The following is a 15,081-nucleotide window of genomic DNA, read 5'->3' as shown; positions in this document are numbered from 1 at the left end:
CGTGAACTGAGTTCATGTCCAGGACACGACGCGAGCGGATCATCGACGAGAAGCGGCGGCTGCGCGTCGTGCGGTGCTGGTACGCACTGCATCTCGTCGCGATCGTCGCCGTGATCGCGGGTCTGCTCATCAGGAACGGTCCGCCCGACAGTTGGGGATTCGCGATCGGGATGGCCGCCTGGCTCGGCTCGTTCGCGATCTCCTCCGTCCTGCTCCTCACCGGCGGTCTGCTCGGCGTGTACGAGACCCAGATCCCGGTGACGACGATCAAGGTCATCGCATCGGTGGTGTCGTTGGGGTCTGGATTCCTGCTCTACGGACTCAGCCTCGTGACCACTCCCGTGTTGCTCATCGCCGGGATGATCCTGCGCCTCGCCGTGATCGCCGTCCAGCGCCTCCTCGGGCTGCGCCTCGCTTCTGCGACCGAGATCGACTCCCGCGACGGCGATCACCGTCGCGGGAGTCGATTGCTGTCGCGCGAGCGGGAACACGCCCCGGGAACGCCGAAGGCCGGCCACCGCGAACGGTGACCGGCCTCCGGTTGTCTGGTGAGTCAGACGGCGGGGCTCAGAAGCCCATGCCGCCCATCTCGTCGCCACCCGGCATCGCCGGGGCCGGGTTCTTCTCCGGCTTGTCGGCGACGACGGCCTCGGTGGTGAGGAACAGGGCCGCGATCGAGGCTGCGTTCTGCAGCGCCGAGCGGGTGACCTTCACCGGGTCGTTGATGCCGGCGGCGAGGAGATCCTCGTACACGCCGGTGCCGGCGTTGAGGCCGGTACCCAGCGGGCTGTTGCGGATCTTGTCGGCGACGACGCCGGGCTCGAGGCCCGCGTTGAACGCGATCTGCTTGGCCGGGGCCTCGAGCGCGACGCGCACGATGTTGGCACCGGTGGCCTCGTCACCCTCGAGCGACAGGCCGTCGATGGCCGGCTCCGACTGCAGCAGGGCCACGCCACCACCGGCGACGATGCCCTCCTCGACAGCGGCCTTGGCGTTGCGCACGGCATCTTCGATGCGGTGCTTGCGCTCCTTGAGCTCGACCTCGGTCGCAGCGCCGGCCTTGATGACCGCGACGCCGCCGGCCAGCTTGGCCAGACGCTCCTGCAGCTTCTCGCGGTCGTAGTCGGAGTCGCTGTTCTCGATCTCGCCACGGATCTGCGAGACACGACCGGCGATGGCGTCGGAATCGCCCGCGCCCTCGACGATGGTGGTCTCGTCCTTGGTGACGACGACCTTGCGCGCGGTGCCGAGCAGCTCGATGCCCGCGCCCTCGAGCGAGAGGCCGACCTCTTCGCTGATGACCTCGCCACCGGTGAGGATGGCGATGTCGGCCAGCATGGCCTTGCGACGGTCACCGAAGCCCGGGGCCTTCACGGCGACGGACTTGAAGGTGCCACGGATCTTGTTGACGACCAGGGTCGAGAGCGCCTCGCCCTCGATGTCCTCGGCGATGATCAGCAGCGGCTTGCCCGCCTGGATGACCTTCTCCAGCAGCGGCAGCAGGTCCTTGACCGTCGAGACCTTGCCCGAGACCAGCAGGATGTAGGGGTCCTCGAGGACCGCTTCCTGACGATCGGCGTCGGTCACGAAGTAGCCCGAGATGTAGCCCTTGTCGAAGCGCATGCCCTCGGTGAGCTCGAGCTGCAGGCCGAAGGTGTTGGACTCCTCGACCGTGATGACGCCTTCCTTGCCGACCTTGTCCATGGCCTCGGCGATGAGCTCGCCGATGGACGGGTCGCCCGCGGAGATACCGGCGGTCGCAGCGATCTGCTCCTTGGTGTCGATCTCCTTGGCGGACTTCAGCAGCGACTCGGTGACGGCCTCGACGGCCTTCTCGATGCCGCGCTTGAGGCCCAGCGGGTTGGCGCCGGCCGCGACGTTGCGCAGACCCTCACGCACGAGCGCCTGGGCGAGAACGGTGGCGGTGGTGGTGCCGTCGCCTGCGACGTCGTCGGTCTTCTTGGCGACCTCCTTGACGAGCTCGGCACCGATCTTCTCGTAGGGATCCTCGAGCTCGATCTCCTTGGCGATGGACACACCGTCATTGGTGATGGTGGGGGCGCCCCACTTCTTCTCCAGAACGACGTTGCGACCCTTGGGTCCCAACGTCACCTTGACGGCGTCGGCGAGGCTGTTGAGACCCCGCTCGAGGCCGCGACGGGCCTCTTCGTCGAACGCGATTTGCTTGGCCATGCGAAGTGATCCTCCGATAGGGGGTGACACTGAAGTTCGTTGGCCGGACTCGGTGCCCGCGACGGACGACCGGGGGTGTCAGTGAAGACCCGATCTCACCGTTCCGACCTGGCACTCCCGGTTCGAGAGTGCCAACTGCCTTTTTAGCACTCGCCCATGGCGAGTGCAAGGTCGTCGCGGCGGGCGGCGCGACGACGGGGAGACCGGTGTCGGGAACCCGCCACGGGCACGCGAAATCCGGCCCGACCTCCACATCCACACCTCCCGTACGCGACGGGATCAACTGAGATGTGCCGCTCTCGTGCACGCCGACGGCCCGGGAGCGATGGTGGCCGGGAAACAGGCATATCTCAGCCATCGGCCTGTGCACAGATCGGCGGGAGTCCCCAGAACAGGCCCGTCACCGCCGTCGGGCCCGGTTTCGGCGTCCGGCGTCACCGAGACTGCTCGTCGTGTCCGAACTCGAACAGGCGATCCACGCATCACGCGGCGTGGTCTCCCGGCGGCAGCTGGCGGACCTCGCTGTGGGCGATCCCGAGATCCGGCGACTCGTGCGCCACGGCACCCTTCGCCGCCTCCGCCCCGGATGGTTCGCCGCGCACCACGCCGACCCGATGGTGGTCGAGGCCGTGTCGGCGGGCGGGGTCCTCACGTGTGTGTCCGCCCTGCGGCGTCATGGACTCTGGGTTCCCGAGCACGCCTCGAAGCTGCATCTGAGGTCCGCCCACCGCAGAGCACGGCTCGCGTCAGGATGTCGTGTGTACGGAACCATCCCGCCGCCGACCTCAGCCGTCGACGATCTGCTGTGCTCACTCGCCTACTCGGCGCGGTGTCTCGATGCCGAGGGGCTTGTCGTGGTGTGCGATTCGGCTCTGAACTCCCGGCGCGCCACCATCGAGGAGATCACGACCGCTCTGAGACCCGCCCCCACGCGAACTCGCGCATTGGTCGATCGGTGTGACGGCGCCGCGCAATCGGGGACGGAGACGATGGTGCGACTGCGTCTGCGATCACGGAACATCGGCGCCGCCCCGCAGGCCCACATCGCGGGCGTCGGATTCGTGGACCTGCTGGTCGGGGATCGCCTGGTGATCGAATGCGACAGTCGCGAACACCACACCGGGACCGAGCGGTACGAGAACGACCGGGCACGAGATCGGACGCTCATCGAGCTGGGCTACCTCCCTCTGCGGTTGAGCTACCGGCAGATCGTCCACGACTGGCCCGCCACCCAAGCCGCGATCCTGACTCTCATTCGCCGGGGTGACCACCGGCGGTGACCGAGATGTGCCACCCCGCTGCACAGCATCGCCCATCGGGCGATGCCTGCCCGCTCAGGGCGACATCTCAGTCACGTTCAGGCCAGACCCCACTCCTTGGCGAGGAGCTCGTGGGAGCGGAGACGGTCGTCGAAGCCGTGAGTGACGCTGGTGACGACGAGTTCGTCGGCACCGGTGGCGGCGGCGAGGGTGCGGAGCCGCTCGGCGACCGAGGCCGCGTCGCCGACGAACTGGGTGCGCACGCGATCGTCGACGACGGACTGTCGGGATTCTGAGAGCGGTTCGGTGACCGCGGGGTCGGGATAAGCCACCGCGCCACCACCGGCGCGGATGCTGTGCACCCACGGCCCGAAGCTCGAGGCGAGTTCGCGGGCGGTGGCGTCGTCGTCGGCGACGACGACATCGGCCGACACCACGACGTAGGGCTCGGCGAGCGTCTCCGACGGCACGAAGGCCTCGCGGTAGGCCGCGACCGCGTCGAGGGCCGTCGACGGGGTGATGTGGTAGCTCGCGACGAACGGCAGACCGCGTCTGCCGGCCACCTCGGCGCTCTGGCCCCGACTGCTGCCGAACACCCACACCTCGACATCGGCGTGCTCACCGGGCACCGCCGAGAAGTGCTCGCCCCCGACCTCGAAGGTGCCGGCGAGCAGCGCGAGGACGTCGTCGACGGCCTCGGCGAAATCGGGTTGTTGCGCCGGCGGCGGCAGCAGGGCGGTCGCCGCCGCGGCCATTCGAGGCGACCCGAGCTGCTTCGTCGCGGAGAAGGGCCGGGGCACCAACACCCCGTCGACGAACCGATCCTCGGTCACAGCCGGCGAGCGCGGTGTCGACGGCGCCGCCGTCACCTCGGCGCGCCGCTGACCCGACCGTCCGAGCCCCAGGTCGAGGCGGCCCGGATGCAGGGCATCGATGGTGCCGAAGGCCTCCACCACCGACACCGGCGTGTGGAACCCGATCTGGACTGCCGCAGCCCCCACGCGGATGCGGTCGGTGGCCGCGGCGACGAGGGCGATCGCGGTCGGCGTCGACGAGCTGGCGACGGCGACGAAGTGGTGCTCGGCGAGCCAGAAACGCTTGTAGCCCAGATTCTCTGCGTGCTGCGCGAGCCGTACCGAGTTCCGCAACGCGTCGGCCGGGGTGCTGCCCTGAGAGACCGGCGAGAGGTCCAGCACCGACAACGGGATGGCGGTCATCGCTCGTCTCGTCGGTCGGTCCGGGAGTCCTCGTCGGTGCGCGAGGCCAGGGCGGCTCGCGTCGACGGCCATTCCGCGTGCGCGTCGGGGTTGAGCGCCGCAGCAGCCGAGAGCAGGTCGACCGGTCGCAACCGCGTCAGCCACGACGGACGCAGGACACCGATGGAGACAGACATGGCTCCAGTGGGCGCCAGGTCGGCCGATCTCGCGACGGTTGTGTTCACCGTGATTTGTTCTTCGCGCGAACGGAATCGCTACCAGCACCCTGGAGTTGCCCCGATGACAACCGCTATCAGGAGGTGAGGTCCGCGTGTCCGCGAGCCCCGAGCAATCGATCCACGTCGGCGTCGCGCTGGGTGGCGCGGGGCGACACCCGGCCGCCTGGCGCCTCGAATCGGCCCGCCCCACCGAGTTGGTGAGCGCGAAGTACTGGATCGACCAGGTGCGCCTCGCCGAACAGGGACTGCTCGACCTGGTGACCATCGAGGACTCGTTCTCCCTCTCGGACTCGTCGTCACTGTCGGGATCGTCGACCGCGGTGACCGATGGGCGCGTGGATCTGGCGGTGGGACATCTCGACTCGACGCTGATCGCCGCCCGACTCGCCCTCGCGACCGATCGCATCGGGCTGGTCCCGACGGCGGTCACCACTCACACCGAGCCGTTCCACGTCTCGAAGGCCATCGCGAGCCTCGACCACGCGTCGTACGGTCGAGCCGGCGTGCGCCTGCGGATCACGAATCGTCCCGACGACACCGCGCTGTTCGGGCGCCGCCCCACCGCCGAACCCATCCCCGACCTGCTCGCCGAGGCCGCCGATCACGCCGAGGTCCTGCGTCGCCTCTGGGACAGCTGGGAGGACGACGCGGAGATCCGCGACATCGCGACCGGCCGCTTCATCGACCGGGACAAACTGCACTACATCGACTTCCAGGGTGCGTTCTTCTCGGTCCGGGGACCGTCGATCACGCCGCGTCCACCTCAGGGCCAGCCGATCATCGCGGCCCTGAGCCACTCCGCCGACGTGCACCGTTTCGTCGGCGGCTCGGCCGACCTCGCGTTCGTCACCCCCACCGACGCCACCGATGCGCACGACATCGTCGCCGAGATCGACCGAGCACGCGTCGAGGCCGGCCGCGACGACGCCGTGCGCGTGCTGGCCGACCTGACCGTGTTCCTCGGCGACACGCGCGCGCAAGCCCGGGCCCACCGTGACCTACTCGACGAGTGGCTCGGCACCGAGTTCGCCGACGACGCCGCCGTGGTCGTCGGCACGCCCTCCGACGTCGCCGACCGGATCGCCGAACTCGTCGACCCGGCCACCGGGGTGGCCGGAGTCCGCCTCCGACCGGGTGCCGTGCCTCTGGATCTCGAGGCCATCGTGGCCGGGGTCGTGCCGGAACTGCAGCGACGCGGTCTCTTTCGTACGAACTACACCGAGACGACCCTCCGCGGGCATCTCCGACTCCCCCGCCCCGCCAACCGCTACGCAGGACTGGTGACCGCATGAGCATCGCCGAGAAGAGCCATCCCCGTCAGGTCCACCTCGCCGCCCACTTCCCCGGCGTCAACAACACGACGGTGTGGAGCGATCCCAAGGCGGGCAGTCACATCGACATCGAGTCCTTCGTGCACTTCGCGCGCACCGCCGAACGAGCCAAGTTCGACTTCCTGTTCCTCGCCGAGGGGCTGCGTCTGCGCGAGCAGAACGACGAGATCTACGACCTCGACGTCGTGGGCCGCCCCGACACCTTCACCGTCCTCGCGGCCCTCGCCGAGGTCACCAGCCACCTCGGCCTCACCGGAACCATCAACTCGACGTTCAACGAGCCGGTCGAGGTCGCACGCCAGTTCGCGAGCCTCGACCACCTCACCGCCGGCCGGGCGGCGTGGAACGTGGTCACCTCGTGGGACGAGTTCACCGGCCAGAACTTCCGGCGCGGGGGTTACCTCGCCAAGGACGCCCGCTACACCCGCGCCCGCGAGTTCCTTGATGCCGCACAGCGATTGTGGGATTCGTGGGATGACAGCGACATCGTCGCCGACAAGGCCACGGGCCGGTTCCTCCGACGCCCCGACGCGGGCGCGTTCTCGTACGCGAGCAGCCAGTTCGACATCACCGGCCGGTTCTCGGTGCCGCGCAGTCCGCAGGGACGCCCGGTCATCTTCCAGGCGGGGGACTCCGACGAGGGCCGCGACTTCGCCGCCGAGACCGCCGACGCCATCTTCTCCCGGCACGGGACCCTCGATGCGGGGCAACAGTTCTACGCCGACGTGAAGGGCAGGCTCGCCCGCTTCGGTCGCGAGCCCGACGAGCTGCTCATCCTGCCCGCGACGACGTTCGTCATCGGTGACACCGACGCCGACGCGGCCGAACTCGCGCACGAGGTGCGCCTGGCGCAGGTCAGCGGTCAGACCGCGATCAAGTTCCTCGAGCAGCTGTGGAACCGCGATCTCTCCGATCACGACCCCGACGGTCCTCTGCCCACCGTCGATCCGATCCCGGGCGAGAACACCGTCGCGAAGGGGCGGGCGAGTGTGCGCATCCACCGCGATCCGCGTGATGTCGCAGCGGAGTGGCGGCAGTTGGCCGAGGCGAAGAAGCTCACGACTCGCGAGCTGATCGTGGAGGTCACCGGCCGGCAGTCGTTCATCGGATCGGCAGAGACCGTCGCCGACACCATGATCGAGTTCGTCGAGGCCGAGGCGTGCGACGGTTTCATCCTCGTCCCGCACATCACACCCGGGGGTCTCGACCGCTTCGCCGACGAGGTGGTCCCTCTGCTGCAGGAGCGTGGCGTGCACCGCGAGGACTACACCGGCACCACCCTGCGACACCACCTCGGGCTCGCCGACGTGCGGCCCCGCGTCGAGGCCTGAACTCTCAGGCGGTCTGCTCGCGGAGGTCGTCCATGATCTGCCGGGTGGGGCGGTCGACGATGTCGGCGAAGTCGTCGTGCTTCTTCAGGTATGCGGCGAACAGCGGACAGACCGGCACCACGCGGGTTCCGTTGTCGCGCATGGCCTCCAGTGCACCGTGGACGAGCATCGTGCCCAGCCCACGTCCGCCGAAGGCGTCGTCGACCTCGGTGTGGAAGAAGATCCGCTGCGCATGTCCGGAGTCGTCGGTGCGGTCGCGGTACAGCGCGAAGCCGACGACCGACGGGGTGCCGTCGCCGGTGTCGACGGAGATCTCGAATCGCTGCATCGCGGGGTTGTCGGCGATGTCGGCCTGGGCACCGGTCTTGTCCAACGGCATGGTCGTCAGCCTCTCGGGGATCGGACGTGCGGCGCCGGGTTGGCGCGCGGTCGCAGTGTGGTGGTGGGCATCTCGGGTGCCGGGATGCGGGGGTGCGGCCCGACATAGCCCTCGACGGTCCCGAACCGGGCGTCGCCGGCCTCCCACTGTGCGCGGTAGGAGGCGATCTCGTCGTGGGTGCGGCCGACGAAGTTCCACCACATGATGATCTCCTCGTCGAACGGCGCTCCCCCGACGAGCAGGACCCGACCCGATTCGTCGGACCGGTTCGCGACGACGACGGTCGGCGCCCCGACACCGACGTAGCCGAGTTCGCCGATCTCGAGCGACTCGGTCTCGACGGCGATGTCGCCCCGGTCGCTGAGTACCCCGTGTTCGTGCGTCGGATCGACCTCGAGCGTCACGGTGGTGCGCGCGGGCAGCACGATCTCCGCACCGACCAGTGCGGTCGCGGTCCGCACGGGCGATCCCGCCCGCACCCGCTCGCCGTCGCCACTCATCCCCACCTCGCCGAGGAACACCCGCATCTGGGCGTCACCCGCGGCGACCGGTTCGGGGGCGAAGTGGTCGAATCCGTGGTCGTCGTCGCGGACGGCGTCGGGCAGGGCCAGCCAGAGCTGTGCGCCGTGCAGGATCGTCGTCTCGGGGGTCGAGACCTCGGAGTGGCTGATGCCGTGCCCGGCCGACATGAGGTTGAGCTCGCCGGGGCGCACCATCGCGTGGACACCCGCGGAGTCACGGTGCTCGATCTCGCCGGTGAACAGCCAGCTGACGGTCTGCAGTCCGGTGTGCGGGTGCGGGGCCACGTCCATGCCCGCCGAGGTCGACACGTCCTCGGGGCCGTAGTGGTCGATGAAGCACCATGCCCCGATCAGCGACCGTTGGCGCTGCGGCAGGGTGCGGCGGACGCGCATCGCGCGCGGACCGCCCAAGGGCACCTCGCGTGCGGTGATGACCTCGACACCGCCCCGCGGATCGGCCACGCACTCCTGGGACACCGGGTGCTGTTCGAGATTGCTCATCGCCGCCCATCCGTTCGCGCTCGCACGTCTATGTTGATGCGTGAGTGAACGATACGCCGGTGGTCTCACCTGCGGTGTTCACCCAGGAGTCACCGACAGGAGCCACGATGGACCACCCGCACGTCTACATCGACAAGCAGTCCCCCGAGGCCTACCGGGCGCTGGGTGGGGTCGCGGCGGCGGTGTCGGACACGGCGCGAGGCGCCGACCTGCCGCGCATCCTGGTGGAGTTGATCAACCTCCGGGTGTCGCAGATCAACGGCTGCGCGTTCTGCCTCGAGTTGCACTCGCGCCGCGCTATCGCCGCGGGCGAGACGGTGCAGCGGATCGCAACGTTGCCGGCCTGGCGCGACACCGAACTGTTCGACGCGACCGAGCGGGCGGCGTTGCTCCTGGCCGAGACGGTGACGACGCTGCCGTCGCACGATCTGCAGGAGATCGACTACGAACGAGCCCGCGCCACGCTGACCGACGACCAGATCTCCGCGGTCATCTGGGTCGCCATCGCCATCAACGCGTTCAACCGCGTGTCGATCCTCAGCCGACACCCCGTCCGGCAGTGACGGACCGCTATCCGGCGACGACCCGTACCGGCGCCATGGCCAGGACGTCGGCCACGAGGGAATGCGCGAAGGCCTCGTCGGCATGGAGCCCGAAGACGACGTGGTGGTACAGCGGCGCCACGACGTGATTGAGCACCTGCGCGACGGTGGGCACGAACTCACCTCGGTCGGCCGCGCGGGCCAACATCTGCGCGGCCTGACCGTCGCGCGTCTCCCAGCACGGGCATTCGCCCGGCATCCCCTCGCGTGCGCTCACCATCGCCCGCAGGTAGACGATGCGCTCGGGGCGGGTGATGTCGGCGACGATGATGCCCGCCCACGCCTCGAGGTCTCCGCGGATCGAGCCGGTGTCGGGCATCGGTTCGTCGCCGGTCAGCGCGGCGACGGCAACCTCTTCGAGCAGGGTGGCCACACCACCCCAGCGGCGATAGATGCTGGTCGGGTTCACCCCGGCCCGTTCGGCGACCTGCGGGACGGTCAACGTGTCGCGATGACCCTCGCTGACCAGCGCGCCGACGGCCGAGTAGACGTCGGCCTGCACACGCGCGCTGCGGCCACCGGGGCGACGGGCAGAGGTGCGGGTGGAGGACATGTCTGCCATTATTGCAAATCGGCTGGCTTTAAGTCGACGATTGGTGCTACCTTCTCAAAAGCAACAATCATTGCTTTAAGTGAGGAGTGACGACATGCAGCGACAGATCCCACGGTCGGTGGCCTTCTGGCTGGTCGGCCTGACCTCGACGGTGGTGCTCCTGGCGTCGGCCGCGCCGTCGCCGCTCTACCCCGTCTATCAGCAGCTGTTCGGGTTCTCCGCGTTCACGCTGACGATCGTGTTCGCGGTGTACGTGGTCGCCCTGGTGGGAACTCTGCTCACCGTCGGATCGATCTCCGACCACATCGGGCGACGACCCGTGCTCGCCGGCGCGGTCGTGCTGCTGATCGTCAGCATGGTCGTGTTCCTCACCGCCGACGGCGTCACCATGCTCATCGTGGCCCGCGTGCTGCAGGGTCTCGCGACCGGCGCACTGGTCGGCACCGTGAGCGCCGCCCTCGTCGACCTCGCCCCGACCCCTCATCTGGGGTCGATGGTCAGCACGGCCACCCCACCCCTCGGCCTGGCGACGGGCGTGGTGCTCGCCGGCGTGCTGGTGGAGTACGCGCCGCTGCCGCGGGTGATCGTCTACGTCGTCCTCATCGTGGCCCTGACGGCCCTGCTGGCCACGACCATGTTCCTGCCCGAGACCTCACCCCTCCTGGGTTTCGACTCGAGATCGCATGCGCTGAGCACCATCTCGCCACGTATCGCCGTGCCGTCCGATGTACGTCCGGTCTTCTTCTCGGCGGTCCCGGCGATGCTCGCGACGTGGTCTCTCGGTGGGCTCTACCTGTCGTTGGGCTCGTCGATCACCGCGCAGATCCTCGGCGTCGCCAACCACGCGACCGGTGGGGCGATCCTGTGCGCCTTCTTCGGCAGCGCCGCGGCCGCCTCGACCGTCGCCTCCCGCGCGTCGACCACGATGAAGCTCGTCATCGGCTACAGCGCGCTCGCCGGCGGGGTATTGATCTCGATGTCGGCGGTGCTGGCCGAGTCGGCGCCGATCTACGTCGTGGGGTCGATCCTCGCCGGGATCGGCTTCGGCACGACACTGTTGGGCATCATGTCGGAGATGGCGCGCGTCAGTGCGCCGTCGCAGCGCGCCCAGGTCTTCGCGGCAGTGTTCGCGGTCTGTTACACCGCGTTCAGCGTGCCCGCCGTGATCGCCGGCATCGTCACCGTGCACGCCGGGCTGCGCGCAACCGCGGTGGGCTACGCGATCTTCATCGTGTCGCTGATCGCCGCGGCCGCGATCGCCGCGGTGATCCTCCGCGACCGCGGCGAACTCCCGACCGACGAGGCGCCCTCAGGCGCGGGCGCGCTCGGCGGCCTTGGGCGTGACGACGCCCTTGTCGACGGCCTTGGTCACCCGCTTGCGCGAGAAGCGACCGACGCCGGTCAGGATGCGCGAGGCGATCGTGCGGCGACCCTTGCGCCGTTCGAGTCGGGCGCCCGCTGACAGGCTGAGCCGGGCGATGAGCGGCAACGCGAACGCCACCAGCAGGTAGCGATATATGTAGCGGCGAGCCAGCAGCGGGATCATGGGTCTCCTCGGGGGTCGTGACGCGTTCTTCGACAGTGCCCGCCTGCGGTCTCGCCGAACCCCGGCGGCACATCACGAGAAGGTCTCGAAACATCACGAAGCGATAACGGTGGTGGCGATCGTGTCCCGGTGTCGTCCACGGGGCCACCTGCATTGACGCATCGGGTGGAAGTGGGAGTAATAAGGAGCTATGCACCTCGCCCTCACCCCCGAAGAAGCGGACTTTCGCGATGAGATGCGGACGCTCTTCACCACGAAGATCCCCAAAGAGATCCGCGAACGCTCGGCCGCGGGAAATCTGAACTTCCCCGACGACATCGTCACCACGATGCGCATCCTCAACGAGGAAGGCATCGCGGTCCCCAACTGGCCCGTCGCCGATGGCGGCAAGGACTGGACCCCGGTGCAGCGCCACATCTGGCAGGACCAGATGAACCTCGCCGCCGTACCCGAGCCGTTGGCGTTCAACGCCGCCATGGTCGGACCGGTCATCGCGCAGTTCGGCTCGCAGGAGATCAAGGACCGCTTCCTGCCCAAGACGGCCAACCTCGACATCTGGTGGTGCCAGGGCTTCTCGGAGCCCGAGGCCGGTTCTGACCTCGCATCGCTCAAGACCAAGGCCGTCCGCGACGGCGACCACTACATCGTCAACGGCCAGAAGACCTGGACCACCCTGGCCCAGTACGCCGACTGGATCTTCTGCCTGGTCCGCACGAACCCTGACGCACCGAAGAAGCAGGCGGGCATCAGCTTCCTGCTCATCGACATGAACTCCGAGGGCATCGAGCGCCGCCCCATCCAGCTCATCGACGGCGGCCACGAGGTCAACGAGGTCTGGTTCACCGACGTGCGCGTCCCGGTGGAGAACCTCGTCGGCGAGGAGAACGCCGGCTGGAGCTACGCGAAGTTCCTGCTGTCGAACGAGCGTGGCGGCATCGCGCGCGTCTCCTACAACAAGATCCGTCTCGCCCGGGCCAAGGAGATCGCGGCCTCCATCACGACTCCGAACGGTTCCCTGCTCGACGATCCCTTCACCCGTGCGCGGTTCGTCGAACTCGAGAACGCCCTGCTGGCACTGGAACTCACCCAGCTGCGCGTGGTGGCGTCCGACGGCGACGGCAAGCCCAACCCCGTGTCGTCGGTGCTGAAGCTGCGCGGCAGCGAGCTCACCCAGGAGGTCACCGAGCTGATGACCGACCTCGCCGGGACCGACGCCCTGACCGTCTTCGACCCCGCCCTCGACGACGCCGAGTGGGCGCACCTGGCGATGCCGACCTACCTCAACACCCGCAAGGTGTCGATCTACGGCGGATCGTCGGAGGTCCAGCGCACCATCATCGCCTCGGGCATCCTCGGCCTCTAGGTCGAGCCCGCCCCCCGTCACACCTCTCTCACCTGTACCCACGAAAGGGTCACTTCCCCATGGATTTCGAACTCACCGAGGAGCAGTCGCTCCTGCGCGACACCGCGCGTGAGGTGCTCGGCCGCGCCTACGACGTCGAGAAGCTCCGCGAGGTCGCCGAGACCGACCGCGGCTGGAGCGAGAAGGTCTGGAGCTCGCTCGCCGAGATCGGCATCCTCGGTCTGCCGTTCTCCGAGGACGACGGCGGCGCCGGCGCCGGTTTCGCCGAGACCGCGGTCGTGGCAGGCGAGTTCGGCCGGTCGCTCGCTCCGGAACCGTTCATCACCGGCATGGCGACCCCGGGCGTCGCGATCGCCGCGGTCACCGACGACGCCCTGCGCGGCGAGATCGTCGGCGCGGTCGCCGAGGGCGGTCTGGTCCTCGCCTACGCCCACGACGAGCCCGGCGATCGCTGGCCCACGGCGGCGCTGGCCACCACCGCCACCGCATCGGGTGACGGTCACACCCTGACCGGCACCAAGAGCCCCGTGCTCGCCGGCGACATCGCCGGGAAGATCGTCGTCACCGCGACACTCGACGGCGCACCCGCGCTGTTCCTCGTCGACGCCGACGCCGAGGGTGTGACCCGCACACCGCTGCGCACCCACGACCGCCGTCGTGCCGCCCGCATCACCTTCGACAACGCCGCCGCGACCGCCCTGCCGGTCGACGACGCCGCCGCGGTGATCACCAAGGCCGAGGTCGTGACCCAGACCCTGCTGTGCGCCGAGGCCGTCGGCGCCATGGAGCAGGCCCTGAACCAGACCACCGAATACCTGAAGTCGCGCAAGCAGTTCGGCGTGCCGCTCAAGACGTTCCAGGCACTCACCCACCGTGCGTCGAACATGTACGTCGAACTGGAGCTGGCTCGCAGCATCAGCACCTACGCGACGATGCGCCTCGCCGACGACGACGTCGATCCGGCCACCGCGTCGCGCGCCAAGCTGCAGATCTGCCACTCGGCGCGACTGATCGGGCAGGAGACGATCCAGCTCCACGGCGGCATCGGCCTCACCGCCGAGTACCCGGTGGGCCACGTGGTGAGTCGCCTGACCGCGATCGCCCACACACTCGGCGGCGCCGACGATCATCTGCGCGCCCTGTCGGAGTCGGTTGCCGACCACGACATGCTCACCCTGATCTGACGGAGCCCACGCGGCGGTCGCGAGGCGTGGTGGTGGGGGTCGATAGACTCCCTCCACCACGCATCGTTGCGTCGACCACCAGGAGAACCGCCATGGCTGCACCGCTCATCGAGACCTCGACCGACATCGAGGCCACCCCCGAGAAGGTGTGGTCCATCGTCTCCGACCTGTCGCGGATGGGCGAGTGGAGTCCCCAGTGCCGCAAGGTGATCGTGCGCGGCGGCAGGACCCGACTCGGCGCCAGGACCATCAACGTCAACAAGCGCGGACTGCTGGTGTGGCCGACGACCGCCATCGTCACCCGCTTCGAACCCGACCGGCAGATCGCCTACCGCATCACCGAGAACCGCACCGAGTGGGGATTCGAGATCACCCCGACCGACCGTGGGGTCACGCTGACCGAACGACGGACCGCGAAGAACGGCAAGACCACCGCCGCATCGGCCTTCCTCATCGGCAAGTTCATGGGCGGCACCGAACCGTTCGACGACGAACTCGCCGAGGGCATGCGCGAGACCCTCGTGAAGATCAAGGCCGCCGCCGAACGCGGCTGAGCCACGTCGCGGCGACGGCCTCGAGGGGATCCGTCAGCTCATCTCACTCGGCGAGCTTCGACACCGCCTGCGCCCACAGGAAGTACTTGTTGGTGCCCAGGTCCTTGACGGTCGTGATGTTGAACGCCTCCTTCAACAGTTCGGCATGCCGCGGGCTGACGCCCTGCAATGCGTCCACCGGAGCGTCGGCGAGCTCGTCGATCGGCTTGTCCTCGAAGGCCTTGTCGAACTTGTCCTTGAATCCGCTCATCTGTGTCGCCTCAGTCCTCGTCGTCGAGACGGCGTCGCGATTCGACACCGCACCGCGTCAGGGTACGAAACGGGCGGGA

General features: G+C 68.8%; 16 protein-coding genes. 9 read left to right on the top strand and 7 right to left on the bottom strand.

Annotated elements, in window-relative coordinates; genetic code table 11:
- Positions 1-14: 14 nt before the first annotated feature.
- Positions 15-530: a hypothetical protein gene (locus tag ACQ7HM_RS13425; protein ID WP_434216736.1), complete on the top strand. Its 516-nt coding sequence runs from the start codon at positions 15-17 to the stop codon at positions 528-530.
- A gap of 37 nt (positions 531-567) precedes the next feature.
- Here the strand turns inward: ACQ7HM_RS13425 and groL are convergent, their stop codons facing one another.
- Positions 568-2,193, bottom strand: a complete 1,626-nt coding sequence (groL, locus tag ACQ7HM_RS13420; RefSeq protein ID WP_045821695.1) for a chaperonin GroEL — start codon at positions 2,191-2,193, stop codon at positions 568-570.
- Between the two features lie 452 nt (positions 2,194-2,645).
- Between groL and ACQ7HM_RS13415 the strand changes: the two genes are divergently transcribed.
- Positions 2,646-3,473 carry a type IV toxin-antitoxin system AbiEi family antitoxin domain-containing protein gene (locus ACQ7HM_RS13415; RefSeq protein WP_434216735.1) on the top strand — a complete coding sequence of 276 codons (828 nt, stop codon included), beginning with the start codon at positions 2,646-2,648 and terminating at the stop codon, positions 3,471-3,473.
- A 77-nt stretch (positions 3,474-3,550) separates the two neighbouring features.
- On the opposite strand, the gene ACQ7HM_RS13410 is transcribed toward ACQ7HM_RS13415, so the two are convergent.
- Both ACQ7HM_RS13410 and ACQ7HM_RS13405 read right to left on the bottom strand, forming a co-directional pair.
- A complete protein-coding gene (locus tag ACQ7HM_RS13410) occupies positions 3,551-4,669 on the bottom strand; it encodes an LLM class flavin-dependent oxidoreductase (protein WP_434216734.1) in 1,119 nt (372 codons plus the stop codon).
- Positions 4,666-4,845, bottom strand: a complete 180-nt coding sequence (locus ACQ7HM_RS13405; RefSeq protein ID WP_434216733.1) for a hypothetical protein — start codon at positions 4,843-4,845, stop codon at positions 4,666-4,668. The genes ACQ7HM_RS13410 and ACQ7HM_RS13405 overlap by 4 nt, the downstream gene beginning before the upstream one ends.
- Positions 4,846-4,979: 134 nt before the next feature.
- On the opposite strand from ACQ7HM_RS13405, the gene ACQ7HM_RS13400 reads away from it, so the two are divergent.
- Together ACQ7HM_RS13400 and ACQ7HM_RS13395 are read left to right on the top strand one after the other, a co-directional pair.
- Positions 4,980-6,179, top strand: coding sequence for an LLM class flavin-dependent oxidoreductase (locus ACQ7HM_RS13400; protein ID WP_434216732.1), 1,200 nt, complete (start codon positions 4,980-4,982; stop codon positions 6,177-6,179).
- Positions 6,176-7,549: an NtaA/DmoA family FMN-dependent monooxygenase gene (locus ACQ7HM_RS13395; protein WP_434216731.1), complete on the top strand. Its 1,374-nt coding sequence runs from the start codon at positions 6,176-6,178 to the stop codon at positions 7,547-7,549. Before ACQ7HM_RS13400 ends, ACQ7HM_RS13395 begins: the two co-directional genes overlap by 4 nt.
- 4 nt (positions 7,550-7,553) lie before the next feature.
- Here ACQ7HM_RS13395 and ACQ7HM_RS13390 read toward each other — a convergent pair whose 3' ends face one another.
- Positions 7,554-7,928 (bottom strand): GNAT family N-acetyltransferase, encoded by a 375-nt coding sequence (locus tag ACQ7HM_RS13390; RefSeq protein ID WP_434216730.1) that lies wholly within the window; start codon positions 7,926-7,928, stop codon positions 7,554-7,556.
- A 5-nt stretch (positions 7,929-7,933) separates the two neighbouring features.
- Entirely contained in the window at positions 7,934-8,950 is a 1,017-nt protein-coding gene (locus ACQ7HM_RS13385) for a pirin family protein (RefSeq protein ID WP_434216729.1), read from the bottom strand.
- A gap of 107 nt (positions 8,951-9,057) precedes the next feature.
- Here ACQ7HM_RS13385 and ACQ7HM_RS13380 point away from each other — a divergent pair, with 107 nt between their 5' ends.
- Positions 9,058-9,513 (top strand): carboxymuconolactone decarboxylase family protein, encoded by a 456-nt coding sequence (locus ACQ7HM_RS13380; protein ID WP_434216728.1) that lies wholly within the window; start codon positions 9,058-9,060, stop codon positions 9,511-9,513.
- A 7-nt stretch (positions 9,514-9,520) separates the two neighbouring features.
- Here the strand turns inward: ACQ7HM_RS13380 and ACQ7HM_RS13375 are convergent, their stop codons facing one another.
- Positions 9,521-10,105 (bottom strand): TetR/AcrR family transcriptional regulator C-terminal ligand-binding domain-containing protein, encoded by a 585-nt coding sequence (locus tag ACQ7HM_RS13375; RefSeq protein WP_434216727.1) that lies wholly within the window; start codon positions 10,103-10,105, stop codon positions 9,521-9,523.
- Between the two features lie 94 nt (positions 10,106-10,199).
- Between ACQ7HM_RS13375 and ACQ7HM_RS13370 the strand changes: the two genes are divergently transcribed.
- The 4 genes from ACQ7HM_RS13370 (at position 10,200) to ACQ7HM_RS13355 (ending at position 14,752) form a co-directional block, all read left to right on the top strand.
- Entirely contained in the window at positions 10,200-11,567 is a 1,368-nt protein-coding gene (locus ACQ7HM_RS13370; protein ID WP_434216726.1) for an MFS transporter, read from the top strand.
- A gap of 274 nt (positions 11,568-11,841) precedes the next feature.
- Entirely contained in the window at positions 11,842-13,014 is a 1,173-nt protein-coding gene (locus ACQ7HM_RS13365) for an acyl-CoA dehydrogenase family protein (protein ID WP_434216725.1), read from the top strand.
- Between the two features lie 59 nt (positions 13,015-13,073).
- Positions 13,074-14,198 carry an acyl-CoA dehydrogenase family protein gene (locus ACQ7HM_RS13360; protein WP_434216724.1) on the top strand — a complete coding sequence of 375 codons (1,125 nt, stop codon included), beginning with the start codon at positions 13,074-13,076 and terminating at the stop codon, positions 14,196-14,198.
- A gap of 92 nt (positions 14,199-14,290) precedes the next feature.
- On the top strand, positions 14,291-14,752 hold the full coding sequence (locus tag ACQ7HM_RS13355) for an SRPBCC family protein (protein ID WP_434216723.1): 462 nt from the start codon (positions 14,291-14,293) through the stop codon (positions 14,750-14,752).
- Positions 14,753-14,795: 43 nt separating this feature from the next.
- Here the strand turns inward: ACQ7HM_RS13355 and ACQ7HM_RS13350 are convergent, their stop codons facing one another.
- Entirely contained in the window at positions 14,796-15,002 is a 207-nt protein-coding gene (locus tag ACQ7HM_RS13350; RefSeq protein ID WP_328856800.1) for a hypothetical protein, read from the bottom strand.
- Positions 15,003-15,081: the final 79 nt, after the last annotated feature.

Source organism: Williamsia sp. MIQD14, from assembly GCF_051025635.1.
GTDB lineage: Bacteria > Actinomycetota > Actinomycetes > Mycobacteriales > Mycobacteriaceae > Williamsia_A.
Note: the sequence above shows the minus strand (reverse complement) of the source record. Positions and strands in the feature narration are given on the sequence as shown.